Genomic DNA, 16,119 nt, shown 5'->3' with positions numbered 1-16,119 from the left:
AAAAAATCTTACCATAAAATCAGGTATCAAAGTGACGAATTATGTAAAGAAAATAAGCTTTCAGTCATTGATGAATATTATGAAGCTTACAAAAGAAAATATAAAACTGCAGGTAAATCTTGGTACGAATATGACCTAAACAAGAAAGGAAATTCTTGGAAGTCTAAACTACAATTTGATATAGACAGAATGATTAATAAGTCTAACTCGTGGGAAGAATTTTTAGAAAATATGAAATCTCTTGATTATGAAATTAAGTTTGGTAAACACATTGCTTTTCGCCATAAAGACAAACAAAAATTTACAAGAGCAAAGACTATCAGAGAAGATTATACCTAGGAAAATTTAAAAGATTAAATTACATAAAATCAAGCTATTAAAATCTCACCTGTCAAAAAACGAATCTAAAATGTTATCAATATGAATACCAATGTCAAAGTGAAAGAAATCAAAGGCTATTAATATTGGCCAACAAAACATAACCTAAATGCAATGGCTGAGTCAGTTATTTTCATAATAGAACAAGGCATTAACACTGTCAAATAGCTTGATGAATACATCAAGAAAAGTGCTGAATAAAGACAGAACTTACAAGATAAAATCAAAGAAATTGATAAGAATATGCAGCTACTTTCTAATACGATGGAACAAATTCATACTTTTAAAAAATATCTAGCCTACTACAAAGAATATAAAGCAAAACCACCAGATAAGGCATTTTATGAGGAATATAAATTCCAAATTGTTCTATACGAAACTGCCATTTCAGAGCTTAAAAAATCCCATTCTAAGCTGCCAAATTCAAAAGATATTTTGACTAAACTTGATAAATTGCAAGAAAAAAAGAATACCCTTATGCAATGGTACTCTTCTACAAAAACTGCTATGGATGAGCTTTGTCAAATACGAAAGAACTATGGAATTTACATGTGCGGGAAGATGGAGATATAGACTATTAAATCTGCCTATTGCTTTAATAGAAATTTATGAACAGCTTCTAATGTAAATGTGTATGATAAAATTGACAAAAATATTACTATAATGCTAAGGAACATAACTGATTCAAATTGTTTTGTTTTAGCAATGAAACGACGTACTGATTGTATCGGTTTTTTCTTTTTTCTATCAATATAAACACTTATTACTCTAAGCAATAATATATAAGATATTAACTGTTGTATGACTCCTATAAATACGCCAAAAATTTTATATACCGATGCAAAAAGATTTCTTCCATCTGTTATTGTTGCACTCATTGTTTTCGCCATTTCTTTAAGATTAAGTCCATAATATAAGGTCAATGCAGAAACAACTATTGAAACTGCGATGAATTTAACTGTAATTTTTTGAACTTCTTGACTAATAGATATAACAAATAAAAATAATATGCATATCATCAGTGGAATAAGTCCAAACCACTTTAAAAACAAAGAAATATAATCTACATATTCTTTGAAAAAACTAACTACTATAGAAGCTACAAACAATCCTGCAATGAATAGCAAAAAAACATCATTGTCATTAGAATTTTCACTTCTAACACTTTCAGCTCGTCTTATTGTAGTGTAACGATAATCTGGAGATTCAATAAAAGTGGTTTTAGTAGATATTTCTATCTTCGTATTAAACAATTTTAATATGATATTTTTAATTTTAGAAGATAAAAATTTAATTTTGTTAACAAGTTTTATTATAAGTAAAATTAAAAATGATACTATTAGTCCCTTGATAATATCTTCAGGTATTGCTTTTACCAATCCCCATAACCAATATATAATTGTATCAAGCATAGTCATCACTCCCCCTAATCCTTTTCTAATATCATATCTAATAATTTATATCCTAATGCAGTAATACTAATTTTTTTAATGCATCCATTAGTTTGAATCGTTATGTTACCAAAATGCATTGCTGTTATTTCTTGATGGAATCCTTCGCAACAATATAATCTAAATAAATTAAGCATTGCCAATTCATATTCTTCTTTAGACAAACAAAGATGTTCTCGTACAACATTGCCATATACGTAAAAATTTTTGTTATACCTATGATTATTTCTATCTAAACTGGTATGAATCGCTGATAAAATACGAATTTCATTTTTAGATAGATTTTTTAATATCTCTATATACATCATTGCTATGTCTGTACGATTTTCAGAAAACTGCCAATTAGAAAGAAGATTATCCCACAAATCTTGCACTTCATCCTCTTCTTCCATAAAAGCATTACCTAATATTTCAAATAAATATTTTGGTGGCAATGGTATTTCTTTGCCAATTGAACTTCTTTTCGTTTTTTTTCTGCTCATACTTGTCAAAAAACTTTACAGAATTATTCCATCTGTAATAATTCATTTTATCTAATAAAGCCTCTCCAATTTTTGCTAAAACTCTATTATTACTATTCTGTATACTTAGCTTCCCTCCTATACCACAACTGTTAATTTCTATCTCATATATCTTATCTTGATTCTCCATATCTCTTCACCTTTTATACTTGCTATAATTTTTATAAATATTCCATACCATTCCATTTACTGTCGATAGCGTAAAAAAAACAAATACTATTCCCACTTAATTTCTTCATTAACTTTTTGGTGAATATCTACTCTATTAACAACATCAATTACATTTACTAACCAACCATTTAATGTACAACTTCTGATAAATTCATCAATTCTATTAACTCCATTCATTTCTTTGAGTGTTACAACAACACCAAACCTAACTCCTACGCCATCTTGGGGAGCTAATCGGTTATTTGTCTTTACTTCCATACCCCAGTTTTTATTTTTATAAGAGTCTTTTGGTATCATTCTTTTTGTAGCACTCTCTGCGATATACTTAACATTATCCCATTTTCTAAACTGTTTTCTGGCTTCACCTTCCAAAAGATAATTTCTTTCTCCATCTAATGTGTCTTCTGTATTCTGTTTATCACCCTTAATATCCTTGATTTTTTTATCATCTCCTATTCGACCAAAATGCAAGTTCAATTCTGTATTTGTATAGTCAACACCTTGCAATCTATCACACAATGGAAAATAACACATCGTAGCCTTAGCAATATATGGATACTTATTATCCTTTAGAGGAACTGGAAAATCGTAGTTATAAGTATTCCATTTTTCACTAATATCTGATACCACAAATTTTATTTCATCATCTTTTGTTTGAATAATATCGTTTATATGAATTGGTACAACTCCATGCCCATATAAAGCAACTTCCTCAGGAGTCGGTTTTTCATCCCACCCTCTTGCAGCATCAATAATCATGGCTTTTGCAACTTCCCTATTAAGTCCTAACACATCAATTAAATAAGATAATTTTCTCGCAATCCAAGGTGCAGCATAAGAAGTTCCGGCAACACTCGCAGCCCCTAAAGGTTCACAAACCCCAATGTACTCTTCTTCACTGCCACCATAATAGCACACATCAGGCTTTGCAAAGAAAGATAATACTAATCCTTTACGAGCATATTTAGTAGACAGACCATTCTTACTAACTGAATTTACGACTATACTATTAACAGAATCTGCCGGAGATCCTATTTTTACTATATCTGCACTTGGTTTATTTGTTCCTGCTACAACAAATATTACATTGTTTTCAAACTGAATTTTGTCTAGTGTTGCAGCTTCAGCAGAAATAAAGTTGTCATTAATTTCCTGATTACTACCAAGTGAAATATTCCATACCTTTATATCTGAATTATTTACTACAATACTCTTTATTTTCTTTATTATTGAAAATGAAGAAAATTCAGCGCCTACCGCCACTCCAAAATGCCTAACCTTAAACCTTCCACAGCCATCATCCAACCAAGGATTTAATCTTGCTCCATCAACAATAATGGAAGATACTGCCGTCCCATGATTATAATCTTTTGGATTTTTAGGTATATCTTCTGAAACCATATCATGATATTCAACCCAATCACTAAAATAAACACTTTCATCGAATAAAGTATCTATCACCCCAATTGTCGGTTCAATAGTTGGAGATGGTATAGCCACCATTTTTGTTTGATACTCATTGATAAAATCATCAGGTGATAACCTTGACAAATCAACGGTTGCCATTGAAACAAGATAAGGTGCTTTTTCAAAAAGTAGTTCTACCTGCTTTTCGTCTAGGTAAACAGTTTGATTATCTAAAATTCTGCTACTTAAAATATCTATCCCTAGTCTTTCAAATAATAATTTGGTATCTTTTCTTACGTCATACAAAGTTATAATGCTCTGCTTTACATCTATCGTAGGTAACTCTACCTCAAAAGAATCAATATATGATACATCTGCAATCACTTGTTTAAATATTGACATACTCACAGAGAAGTCTTTAAAAACTCTTGGATTGACAATATTTTTATCTTCAAATATGCTCTTATTAATCTTTCCTTCAAATTTTTGAGACAATATATTTGAAGTATCTGTAATCAACTCTATACTTTTAGTCAAATCATACTCATCAAGAAAATATGTGATGATATGTTTGCTCTTATCTCTATTAAATTTTGCTCCAACAATTGCTTCATTAGAATACGTCCCTTTAAAAAGTCCAGCAATTCGATTACTTTTCGCAACAATCTTATTATAATAAACACTAACCAAAATACCCTCAAACGGTTTTGTTTCTTTATCCCAAAATTCTTTAATCTGGATTAGTTGAGATTTTAATCTTAATAAATGCTCTGTACTGACTTCCACTCTCCCATTCATAGCTACACCACCACGCATACCATTTTTACTGGCTTGCATAAAGCGTTTCCCTTTTAATTCCAAGACATTATTCACTACCTAGTTTCTCCTTCTTTAATTTTCTTGATACTGCACTTTTAGACTCACCTTTTAATTTTTCAATTTCTCTTACAGTAAATCCTTCTTCATGAAGTTGGTTTATATCCTTTTGATCCAAACTTCCTATCAAGCTACTGTATAATCTTTTCAAATAATCATACTCAGAACCAACATCGCTAAATGCAAGTGATGTTTTTATAATGTTTTTTAATTCCCCTGGATAAGGTATTTTGTTTGCTGTCTTTAATATTTTTTTAAATAATCTTGTATCCTTGGATATTCCTTTAAAATTCTTGATGAATGAAGAAAAATAATATTCAGCAACTTCTATTAAATCCTCATCACTATACCTATTGAAATTAATGACAGCATCAAATCTCCTAATTAATGCTTTATCAAAATTTGAATATAGATTAGTTGTTGCAATAAGTACAATCTCTTTATTAAGGTCTGTTAATCTATCTAATTCTCTTAAAATTGTAGATGTTACTCTTCCCATCTCTCTAATATCATTAGAATTAATTCTATCCAGAGCGATAACGTCAATCTCATCAAATAAAACTACTATTTTATTCGCATTTGGAAGCATATTTATTTCTTTAAAGACTTTTATAATATTTTTATTGGTCTGCCCCAACTTACTATCTATCAAATTTTCAAAATCCACTCTAAAAAGAGAGCGATCCAATAATCTTGCAACATTTTTTGCTGCTTCTGTTTTTCCACTTCCCGGTAATCCTTCAAATAAAAATTTATTAATACCAACATTATGATTTACAGCATTAATAATACCTTTTATATCCTCTGTTATTTCAAGCGGTAAATTTAAAGCCTCTAAATTTCTTATTTCAACTTGCTTTAAAAACTCACTTTCAAAATCACTACTTTGTGGTGAATATAAATTTGATTCAGATATTAACCCCATAATATATTCAGATAACTGATAATCTCCTATGCTATCAAAATATCTTGCTATTGCTATAGCCTCATTTCTAAAGGAATTTTCATTCCTTTCCACATGGTATTTTATTAAATTCAAAACATTTTGTTTTTTCATATTTCTATACCTCCTATTTTCTTTATTATATCAAATATCGGGACGCATTTCTATGCTTTCGGGACAAATATTTGTATTTATATTTATATTTATATATTTGAATTTATATTGTCGTTTCTTAATAAAAAAAGAGCAGCTTTTTAAGCCACTCTTGTAGAAAGTACAAAATGAGTTAATTATATTTTTTGTGTTTCCTCATACCAGTTGCAGAACTACTCTTACATCCACGTAGTTTTTTTGAGTCTTCTTTACATATCCTTCTTCATTTTTTTCAAATAAAAAATGCTTATAAAACTGCTTAAAATGCAGGATTTCTATATTTACATCTTTTGTATCAACGCTATAGCTTCGACATTATCTTTATTGTCCAAACCAAAGTCAATCTCATTATCTATAAGCGGAAGCTTGAAAACAACCGATTTTATCCAAGTGTCCTTTTCTGTTTTTTCGTCATAAATTTGAATTTCTTCTATCATTTCGTTAAGTAATCTCTTCTTGTCGATATCTGAAAGAACTGTATAAAGGCTATTAAAATTTACAAGAATCTTATAAATATTATCCGAGGTTATTTTTTCTTCAAGAATTGCCTCTTTCCTTTTTCTGCTATCATTTAACTGCATTTCTGCATATTCTAACTGGTCATATATAGCATCAAGTCTAAGATTTAAATCGGTGTATTTTCTATCATAATGTTTATCTTCAAAATTTAAAGAATCTATTTGATTAATTAGTGATGCTTTTGTACCTGTTAATTGCCTAATCTTCGCTAAGTGCTTATTAATAACTTCATCAATTTCTTTTGTGTCTATTTGAATATTGATTTTTTCTTCAATTTTTTTGGCAAAAGTAGGATTACTAACTACTTGAGTAATTATTGTTTCAACTTCTTTTTCAATTAATTCAGCTCTAATTTGTTTATTAAAAGTACATTTATGTCCATTCATCATTTGTCTATGTTTACAACCGTAATAGTAATAATCTTTGTAATGCTCTCCTTCTTTGTTTTTATTACGTTTACGGCTTTTGTTTCCATACAAACCAGCACCACAATATGGGCATTTTATTAGATTTGATAAGATATGAACTCTCTCATCTTTTCCTCTATTTATCTTCTCATACTTTTTAGCTTGAGATTTTCTTTTTTCCTGTACTGTATTCCACAACTCATCATCAATTAAAGCTTCATGATTTCCTTGAGCTATAATATAATGATCAGATTTTTCTAATTTAATTTTACCAGTAGTTTTATCTTTAATTGTTTTTCTTCTTCCATATGCAATTTTCCCATTATATACAGGATTATCCAATATTTGTCTTATTAAACTAGCTGAAAAATATGGATTCTTGCCATTTTGTCTTATAGGTTTATTAATACCTAAAGAAACTAAATACTTAGATACTCCATTGGCTCCCATATCTGAATTAGCATATAAATCAAAAATCATCCTTACTGCTTTAGCTTCATCTTCATTAACAACTAATTCTCCATTATCTAATGAATAGCCAATTGGAGCAAAACCACCATTCCATTTTCCTTCTCTTGCCTTTTGTTTCCTTCCTTCCATAGTTTGAGAAAGTATATTTTCACGTTCCATTTCTGCTACTGCCGATAGAATTGTTATAACAAGCTTTCCAGAATCTTTAGAACTATCTAAACTATCATCAACACAAATCAGATTTACATTATGATTTTCCATGACTTGCAATGACTGCAATACATCCGCTGCATTTCTTCCAAATCTAGATAATTTAAAAACCATTACATAATCAACTTTATCTTTTTCAGCTTCTATATCATTAAGCATAGCTATGAATTCATTTCTACCTGAAATAGATGTTCCTGATTTTCCAGCATCTTTATAGGTTTCTATTATTTCTATACCATAAGCTTTTGCATACTGTTTTATTCTTTCTTCCTGAGCATCAAGTGAGTAACCGTCAATTTGCATAGATGTTGACACTCTTGTATATACATACGCCTTTTTATTTTTCATTTTTCCACCTTTAGTTTGGACATATTTTCACGTTATAGTTATACCTATATTTTACATAAATCATAATATAAAAGTCAATACAATAACCTAATCCGATGAATTAATATTATCCTCATTTTTATTTTTGTCTGAATGTCTTGGCGGCACTTCCAATTTTTCAAAATCTAACTGATCTGCATACTTTTCTATTAATTCTTGTAAGAGACGTGCCAACCCATCTAATTCATAAGAACAATCTTTTACGCTATTTTTATTATACAAGGTAAATTGCCTCCTAATTTTGATTTCACCTTGTATATGTCAGAAAAAAGTATTGATTCGTGTTTTTCTCCACACAGACTTTTTTATTGAAAATCTTTTAATGCATATATTCAATAGTTAATTGAAGAAAGGAGTAAAAAATGAAAAAAGATAGGAAAATTCCACTATTAAACGAGTTTTATTGCCGCGGAAGGATTGTAGGAAAAGGAGGTTTTAAGGAAAGAAATCCATACTTAACAATCTTTATTAATGGGAAAAGAGAGCCAAATTATATGAAAGTATACTTTGAATCTATAGATATTCATGATTTTAAAATGAATCAAACTGTTTATATTACAGGTTTTGTGAAAAGCCCTGTCATTCCCTATTTATATGAAGGTAGAAAAGAACAGTATTTTCTTGGTGAAAAAATAGTCTTAGAGAACACTTTGTTATCAGAAGCCTTTGAAATAGAAAATATAGGTTTTTCTTTTAAAAACCCATTTTCACGAGTTTTTCTTAGCGGTTCTATCTTAAGCATCAAAGAGTTCAATAATTGGATTACGATTCAAGTGCGAGACTATAGAGAGCAAGTAATTACACTTCAATACTCTAAAAACATGCGTGTAAATGATGTTTCGCTCGAAATAAATGACTTTGTTTTCGTATCGGCAATACTAGTCTCTGCAAGGAAAAATTATGATGAAATTACAGTTGACTATGAGGATTTAATAGTGGATGATTTAGCTGTGAATTAAAAAATAAAAGCTTGAGGTTAGACAATCTCAAGCTTTTATTTTTACTAGATTTAATTATAATTTTTTAGTCACTCTCTTTGGATCTCATACACAAAGCTATGCCAGTTATTAAAGAATTTTTCATTAAACAAATGGGACAACTTTATGAAGTTTTTAAAGCCTATACTCTCTAAATCAAGCTCTATATCAAAACTTCCATAAACTTCTGCATAGCATCTTATGGTTACTATCATATCGCTTAAAAAGTACTGAAGTGACTCACCTTCTCTTTCTAGTAAAATATCTCTGACGCCATCTACACAATAATAGTGTCCTCCAACATCTAGCCACACTTCTTCACTTAAAATAGATTTTTCTACCGACATAATATTCATGACTACACTTTTAAAAACCTTATCCAACAATTCTTCTTTTTCTAATATCATAATAATTTCCTTTCCTAATATATATAGTTACTTCTTACAGTCTTTATATGTCAGAATTAATATCCAATAACAAACTTGTCGTCATTGAAAATTCTTCCTATTATTATAAGAGATTGCTACTTATCTTTTACACTAACTAAAGAGAGTAATACTTTCTTTAAATTCTACTACTTACACCAATCGAATATCTATCCTTTTTCACAATACATATCACTTCTATCCTCATTTAATGAGGTCATGAAATTGACTTTTTATACTATAAACTAAATTTTCAACTTTCTCTTTTTTATTTTTAGAATAATAAAGATACGGCTCCTTGCATAACAGTCTTTTTATATATCCTAAAATGCGCCCTTTGTTTTTATCTTTTAAAAAAACTTCACTAACAATTTCTAACAAATCATCTGAATCAAAAAGTATTTGATAACCTAATTGCCTTTCTTGAATTAGGATATCGCTAATCATTAAGCTTCCCCACTCTTTTCCTCTTCGATCCTTTTCCCTATATTTTTTAACGGCTTTCACAAGAAGGTCTCTACACATTAATTTTTGCTTTTCATATGGCTTAAAAAGATTTTTTTCTAAATATAAGAATAATTTTTGACGAAACACTTCTTCATTTAAATTAAAAAGATTTGTTTCTTCAAAAAAATCTTTAAACTTATCTGTTTTTTTTATTGTATGCTCATATCTATAAATACTCCCATTTAGTATCTCTCCATTTTCATCAACGATGACGATTTCTTTATTTTTATGCTTCTTTTTTGTTTCTTTTAATTTATCATAAAATGTAATTTTATGTCGTTGATTTTGTGCTGTTATTGTTTTGGATTCATAGCCGTCTTTCTCTTTATGGTTTTCAATATCTATGCAAATTTTCATATACGGGATAAATCTAACCAGAGTACGTAATGGGTCTTCAAAATCTTTAGTATTACCTGTCGTTAAATAATTGTAGTTAATTTCACAATAGTTAAAAATGACATTTGATATGTCTATCTCAATTTTATAATCTTCGTATAATATATTTTTAATTTCCACAACCACATCTTTTAATTCTTCTAAAGAAAAATTTTCTATATTTTGTCCTAGAATGTCCGTTGGCGAAAAATCTATTCTTGCATATAAGCCACAATCTATGTTGCAACAATTCTCTCTTCTTATCTCCAATCGCCCAATTCCTCCCCTTTCAATTCGAATGGATTTCAGTTCTTTTCTATAATAACTAAATTTCGTTATTCCATATGAGTTCTGATATAAGCTTATTAAGTGATTAATCTCATACTCGGTAACTCTTACATTCTTAAATTTCACTCTATCAAAGCCAATGCGTTGAAATTTCTCATATCTTACTAAGATGTTTTTTTCTATTTTCATAATTCCCCCATATAAAAGAAAGTTTTTAATCTATCTCTTATATGTCAGAAAATTTAATATTTTTATTTTCTACACAGGATTTCCAATAAATAAAATCTGTTTATACGGTCCATTTATGGACGTATAAACAGATTTAGGGTATTTACCAAGGATAAGTTTTTAAACTCTTTTGTTATTAAGAACCTTTTCTGACAAATTATAAATAGAAGATTGATGGTATGGAGAAAATAAAAAAGATAAGTGATCAAAAATGAGGAAACAAAGAGAGGAAGTCGCAAAATATGAAGTAAGAAAAAAATAAAAAAGATTTATAGAGCAAAAATTTTAAGTATGTAAAAAATGTATAGTGTAGGAATTCACTTACAAAAGCATTAAATAGCAAGCCAAGCTATCAATCTAAAAATGTGTACTTTAGAGCAAGCCAAGCTCTTTAAAAAATGTGTTTTGTCTTAGATTGGACAACTTAGAAGCTTCTACGGACTCGGTAGTATAAAAAGCTTAGTCTTAACAATTAGAGTAACAAATAAGGCTCTAGAATCGTTTTTAAGAGCTTTAATTTTAAAAAGATAGTTATATATTTGAAAGGAGCATTCTATGTCTTTTAATATCACAAACAAAGCTTTTAACAAAGAATTTGGAATAATAGATGAAGAAAAGAAAAAAACTAAAAAATGGGATAAAAGAAAGCAAAAAAACATTTTAAAAAATCAGATTTATGATAGATTAACAAGAATGTTAAATGATGGTATGAGTACATCAAGAAATGACGATAAAAATGATTTATCAACTACAACAATAAATAAAATTTATAGCGTTACAACTTATAAGACATACAAAAAACAATGTTATAAATTTGCAGAATTTTTGAAAGAAAATTATCCTGAAATAAAGAAAATGCAACAAGTTAAAACAGAACACGTAAATGAATATCTGAAAAACTTAACAAATCAAGACTTATCTGCTTACTCAATTAGCACATCTAAATCAGCTATAGCAAAGGTTTTAAGAACATCATCTACAAACTTTATAGCGACAGCTCCAAGGACAAGAAAATCAATTAAAAGAAGTCGATATGAAGCTAAAAGAGATAAACACATATCAGAAGAGCTAGAAAGAAAATTTTCTAAAATAACAAGCTCTACAGGATTAAGAAAAAAAGAAATGGAAGCTGTAAGAGGGGTTGATTTAAAAGAAATCAACGGAAAATATTATGTAAAAGTTAGACAAGGAAAAGGTGGAAAAAAACGCTTAGCTTTAATCATGGGCAAAGATAAAGAAGAAACAGATGAAATAATAAATATTTTTAAAGAAGCTGGAGAGCTTAAAATAGCACCAAAATTACCTTCTCATTATGACAACCACCACTACAGAGCAGTATACGCCAAGAGAATTTATAATCATTATGCAAGACCAATAGATGAAATACCTGGTGGTTTAATTTCAGAAGGAGGAGAAAGATACATCATGAGAAATGATAGAGCTGGAGAAATATTAGATCGAAAAGCTATGTTAATAACCAGCAAATACTTAGGACATAATCGTATTGATGTAATCGCTCAATCTTATCTGTACTAAAATAAATAGATGTAGATATAAAATCTAGGTTTGGAGAAATTGATTTAAAGCTAGTTATTTTCTTATGATATACAACATCCACTGAATAAATTTTAAAAAATTGAAACTGAAATAAAGATCTTACATCATGAAGTATAAAAATGTAAAAAAACTGAATAAAACCAATTTACAGAGAAGTATTATATCGAACTTTCTATTTATAAAATAGCTACTAATGAAATTTTAGAAATCTATAAAATATTACCAAACATAAAAGAAATATTAATCAGACTCGATAAGTTGCAATAAAAAAGAATACCCTTATGCAAGAGCATTCTTTGAATAAAGAAGAATTTTCTGACCTTTTTCAGTATAGGAAAAACTATGAAAATCACTTATGGGAAGGAAGTGGAGAGATAAAATGCTATAAGCAGATAAACTTATATCTTTTTAAGATTATTTACAAAATTTTACTCTAAGCTTATTATATTACTTAAGGAGATCCTACTAGATGACCTACGAACATTGTTATAGGAAGTAATAAAATCAAAAGGATATTTAATGCCATAAACAACTTATCCTTTTCCTTTACCCCATATACTAAACCTATTAGTCCAATAATTGGCAGAAAAACATTAATGTGAAATTTATAATAATCTTTATGAATTTCATGAGCATCTATATAATTACTTGATTTGATTTTTATTTCACATCCACCATTAAATTTACAAACAACTTCATAAATACCATCACTGGAAAAATTTAATGGATATTCAACATTTTCATCATGATTTATAACTCCAATATATGCCAATTTATCCATTATTATCCACCATAAAATTTACTACTATATCTTTTAAGAGACATTTTAAAAATAAAGAAGGTTAACAAAAACAAAAATGTTCTTGATAGTAGTAGTTTTATATAATCATGTTGTAGTAAACTTAAAACTTTTATAGTCATCGGAAATGTAATATATCCACTATTAACTACTAAAAGTACCATTAATAAAATGTAATAGTTTATATAAGTAAACAAATCCTTTTTTAATAGTAATAAAATAGATAGAACTATATAACTTGCAGATAGAATTTCTAAAATTGTTAATACATTAAACTTAATACTAATTAAATACACTTCACCTGTTATAAAATAATTAATTCCTTGAAAAAAAATTTGTCCCAAAATATAAAATATTAATTCAGTCCCCAAAATAATATAAAATATCTTTCTAATATTCTTTTTCTCGTTAATTGAATATATTACCATATAGTCTTTCTGTATACATATAAACTTTTCATTTATTACATTTAATACAAAAATAGGCACCAAGAATATTAAAAATACTTGATGAGTCAAAAGACGAAATAAGGAGTTACTCTAGCACTTTTATTGTTTTTTATTACTTCCATTGCATATTCTTCTCCATCTAGTTCATCTAATTCTTTAGTTGCTACTGCCATTTTCTCAGTTTAATATAGATCCTTGCCTAGCTTATCAAAATCGCTGAAGTTATTTATAAGGCTATAGCAATGCAAGTTGAAACTTAGGCTTACTAAATCTGCCATTGTATTAGGTTCTTCTGTAAAGGTCGCAGCACAAAACTTTTCTATTTCCCTTGGACTGAACCCATCAAATCTTTTCATTAAATAGTTTAGTTCATCTATATTTACATTTTTATCAGCCAGTATATTTGAAAATCTTTCATCCCTACTGCCTTCTATATAACAGTTTGACCTTGTACTCATTTCTATTCCTAATTCATTGCATACCTCTTGTAGTTTATCTTCCTCCATTGGAATCCATATGGTTTTTCTTTTATCATCATCCCTTGATTTTTTAATAGTTATATTCAATCTTTTTCCTCCATTCTATTTATTAATTAAAAATAACTCTGTCCCGTATCTATTGATTAAGGCAGAGTTAATTATTGATTTAAATATATAGTCATCTATTAATTCCCTATCTGCTAGCTCATTGATTCTTATACACTCCTTTCCAGTTGATAGGGTCTTTGCAGTTTGGTATAAGGCATAGCCATTGGTATCTATATCCCGAAGACATATTTGTTTTAAGCCAAACTTAACATTTAAAATATGATTTTCAGAAACCTTCCATAGATTTTCATCGGCAGTAAGTAAAAATAGGATAGCAATAAATCTTGGGGATATATCATGAATATCTAGATCTTGGTTTCGAAGAAAATTATAGAATCTTTCTTTGTGGTTATGATTTAAAAAGATTTCCCCCTTGAAATTATTTGCTAGACTTTCTAATCTTTCCTTTAAATAATAATTATTTATCTTTCCAAAGCACTCTCTGACTAGATCTTTATATCTACATCTATCCACATTGATTTTGAAGTTTGAACCAATGTGTCCACACTCCTTACAATCATCATCAACATTAATCACACCAATCTTGCAATCTCCATCACCCCCTTGGCAATTAAAATAATTATTGATGATTATTCCATTTCCTCTTGGCTGGAAATTTGGAACCATAACCATCAATTGCTCTATTCCTTCCAAGGATGTACCATACATAAATAATTTTGACATTGTTCCCAATCCTTTCTTTCTATTTTTAAGCATAAAAAAATGACGAAGTTTATTGGTCTTTAGTTGACCTAAACTTCGCCACCATATTCTCGATATTTAATCTTGATTTATATACAAATAGATGTATTAGAATATCAGATATTCTAATACATCTATTTGCTACATTTCAAATTCCTTTAAATATTATTTCTTCATTAATTAGTTGCACATATACCTACTATATCAATAAATTTTGAGTTATCATTGACTATATTAGTTGCTATTATCAGAATAGTCGTCGATAACTATATTTTCGTGCAAATATGCAAATAAGTAAAATGATAGTTATGTTATATCATAATAATTGAAAATAATAGAATGCATTTTTCAATGTAATAAGATTAAGCGTTCTCTTAAAGTTAGAGAACGCTTAATTATTTTTAATTTATTGAAATAATTTGTAACTATTGAAAACAGACAAAAATTGTTCATTGGATAATTTATCAAGATCAGTAACATTCGCATGCTTCAGCACCTGTCTTAATTGATTTTTAGTAAAAAGAACATGATATTCCCTGTTTACCCATTTATAAACGAAAAATCTATACTTTTTGTAGTCCTTCTTTAAAATAAATGGTTTATGCCTTTCAAGTACAATCAATACAGAATCTACATTAGGCTTAGGGTGAAAATATGCTCGTGGCACTTTTTTAAGAATTTTTATATCCATTTCCACCATTAACAGCAAACCTAAAGCTCGTTGGGTATTTTGCAACCTTTTAGCAAATCCCCTCTCTACAATAAGGTAGCTATATTTCGCTTGACTATCAAAAGCAATCTTTTTTACAATATCAGTACTAATATTGTAGGGAATATTACCAAATATTTTATAGTCTGTATTTTTAGGAAAGCTAAACTTCAAAATATCCTCATGAATAACTTTTATATTCTGAAAAGGTTCAACTGCTTTTTTCGTGGCATGACATAAACCTTCATCAATCTCTATAGCATTCACCCGTTGACTCATTTCCACAAGTTCCTTGGTAAAATGTCCTTTTCCTGACCCAATTTCTATTATTTTATCTTGTTTATTGATATTCGTATATTTTAATATTTCCTTTACATGCTTTTTAGATGTAATGAAATTTTGCGTATTTTTCGGGTTTTTCTGTTTCATTATAACCTTCTCCTTGCCGGTTATAATGAACTAATCTTAAGAGCTCATTATAACCAATTATTTTTGGTTTAGTTGATAATGAAATCTCTCAATAACAAATATAGAAAACATACCCATACCTTTACCTCCTTTAATTTTTTTCATTATAAATGAGATAAAGTAATATCTACTACTGCAATACATGTACACATAT

At 28.5% G+C, this 16,119-nt stretch carries 15 protein-coding genes and 2 pseudogenes; 4 read left to right on the top strand and 13 right to left on the bottom strand.

All coding sequences use genetic code 11. The features are described from left to right. Positions 1 to 951: pseudogene (locus tag GKF99_RS05865) on the top strand (relaxase/mobilization nuclease domain-containing protein); the annotation flags it as partial. Between the two features lie 14 nt (positions 952 to 965). Here GKF99_RS05865 and GKF99_RS05860 read toward each other — a convergent pair. The 7 genes from GKF99_RS05860 to GKF99_RS05835 form a co-directional block, all read right to left on the bottom strand. Next, positions 966 to 1,796: a hypothetical protein gene (locus GKF99_RS05860; protein ID WP_241673573.1), complete on the bottom strand. Its 831-nt coding sequence runs from the start codon at positions 1,794 to 1,796 to the stop codon at positions 966 to 968. Positions 1,797 to 1,804: 8 nt separating this feature from the next. Further along, complete coding sequence (locus GKF99_RS05855) at positions 1,805 to 2,221, bottom strand: hypothetical protein (RefSeq protein ID WP_154275595.1); 417 nt, start codon at positions 2,219 to 2,221, stop codon at positions 1,805 to 1,807. Positions 2,222 to 2,240: 19 nt separating this feature from the next. Next, entirely contained in the window at positions 2,241 to 2,480 is a 240-nt protein-coding gene (locus tag GKF99_RS08550; RefSeq protein ID WP_154275594.1) for a hypothetical protein, read from the bottom strand. A gap of 86 nt (positions 2,481 to 2,566) precedes the next feature. Further along, positions 2,567 to 4,801, bottom strand: coding sequence for a S8 family peptidase (locus tag GKF99_RS05850; protein ID WP_156850259.1), 2,235 nt, complete (start codon positions 4,799 to 4,801; stop codon positions 2,567 to 2,569). Next, complete coding sequence (locus GKF99_RS05845; RefSeq protein WP_154272871.1) at positions 4,794 to 5,861, bottom strand: ATP-binding protein; 1,068 nt, start codon at positions 5,859 to 5,861, stop codon at positions 4,794 to 4,796. The genes GKF99_RS05850 and GKF99_RS05845 overlap by 8 nt, the downstream gene beginning before the upstream one ends. A 320-nt stretch (positions 5,862 to 6,181) precedes the next feature. Next, positions 6,182 to 7,855, bottom strand: a complete 1,674-nt coding sequence (locus GKF99_RS05840; RefSeq protein ID WP_130820053.1) for a recombinase family protein — start codon at positions 7,853 to 7,855, stop codon at positions 6,182 to 6,184. Positions 7,856 to 7,942: 87 nt separating this feature from the next. Further along, positions 7,943 to 8,116 carry a cobalt ABC transporter gene (locus GKF99_RS05835; RefSeq protein ID WP_154272870.1) on the bottom strand — a complete coding sequence of 58 codons (174 nt, stop codon included), beginning with the start codon at positions 8,114 to 8,116 and terminating at the stop codon, positions 7,943 to 7,945. A gap of 140 nt (positions 8,117 to 8,256) precedes the next feature. Between GKF99_RS05835 and GKF99_RS05830 the strand changes: the two genes are divergently transcribed. Next, a complete protein-coding gene (locus GKF99_RS05830) occupies positions 8,257 to 8,853 on the top strand; it encodes a hypothetical protein (RefSeq protein ID WP_000711069.1) in 597 nt (198 codons plus the stop codon). Between the two features lie 68 nt (positions 8,854 to 8,921). Here GKF99_RS05830 and GKF99_RS05825 read toward each other — a convergent pair whose 3' ends face one another. Both GKF99_RS05825 and GKF99_RS05820 read right to left on the bottom strand, forming a co-directional pair. Then, entirely contained in the window at positions 8,922 to 9,278 is a 357-nt protein-coding gene (locus GKF99_RS05825; protein ID WP_000599722.1) for a hypothetical protein, read from the bottom strand. Between the two features lie 222 nt (positions 9,279 to 9,500). Continuing rightward, positions 9,501 to 10,655 carry a hypothetical protein gene (locus GKF99_RS05820; RefSeq protein ID WP_000687657.1) on the bottom strand — a complete coding sequence of 385 codons (1,155 nt, stop codon included), beginning with the start codon at positions 10,653 to 10,655 and terminating at the stop codon, positions 9,501 to 9,503. Between the two features lie 594 nt (positions 10,656 to 11,249). Between GKF99_RS05820 and GKF99_RS05815 the strand changes: the two genes are divergently transcribed. After that, positions 11,250 to 12,230 carry a site-specific integrase gene (locus GKF99_RS05815; RefSeq protein WP_000009490.1) on the top strand — a complete coding sequence of 327 codons (981 nt, stop codon included), beginning with the start codon at positions 11,250 to 11,252 and terminating at the stop codon, positions 12,228 to 12,230. Between the two features lie 81 nt (positions 12,231 to 12,311). Beyond that, positions 12,312 to 12,629: pseudogene (locus tag GKF99_RS08710) on the top strand (hypothetical protein); the annotation flags it as partial. Positions 12,630 to 12,702: 73 nt separating this feature from the next. Here GKF99_RS08710 and GKF99_RS05810 read toward each other — a convergent pair. The 4 genes from GKF99_RS05810 to erm(A) form a co-directional block, all read right to left on the bottom strand. Further along, a complete protein-coding gene (locus GKF99_RS05810; RefSeq protein ID WP_000359188.1) occupies positions 12,703 to 13,032 on the bottom strand; it encodes a hypothetical protein in 330 nt (109 codons plus the stop codon). A gap of 649 nt (positions 13,033 to 13,681) precedes the next feature. Then, positions 13,682 to 14,065 carry a hypothetical protein gene (locus tag GKF99_RS05805; protein ID WP_001027813.1) on the bottom strand — a complete coding sequence of 128 codons (384 nt, stop codon included), beginning with the start codon at positions 14,063 to 14,065 and terminating at the stop codon, positions 13,682 to 13,684. A gap of 15 nt (positions 14,066 to 14,080) precedes the next feature. Continuing rightward, positions 14,081 to 14,770 carry a hypothetical protein gene (locus GKF99_RS05800; RefSeq protein ID WP_000039974.1) on the bottom strand — a complete coding sequence of 230 codons (690 nt, stop codon included), beginning with the start codon at positions 14,768 to 14,770 and terminating at the stop codon, positions 14,081 to 14,083. A gap of 424 nt (positions 14,771 to 15,194) precedes the next feature. Next, the gene (erm(A), locus tag GKF99_RS05795; RefSeq protein WP_000810833.1) at positions 15,195 to 15,926 is read right to left on the bottom strand and encodes a 23S rRNA (adenine(2058)-N(6))-methyltransferase Erm(A); all 732 of its coding nucleotides are present in this window, start codon (positions 15,924 to 15,926) and stop codon (positions 15,195 to 15,197) included. Positions 15,927 to 16,119: the final 193 nt, after the last annotated feature.

Source organism: Finegoldia sp. BIOML-A2, from assembly GCF_009678315.1.
Taxonomy (GTDB): domain Bacteria; phylum Bacillota; class Clostridia; order Tissierellales; family Peptoniphilaceae; genus Finegoldia; species Finegoldia magna.
Note: the sequence above shows the minus strand (reverse complement) of the source record. Positions and strands in the feature narration are given on the sequence as shown.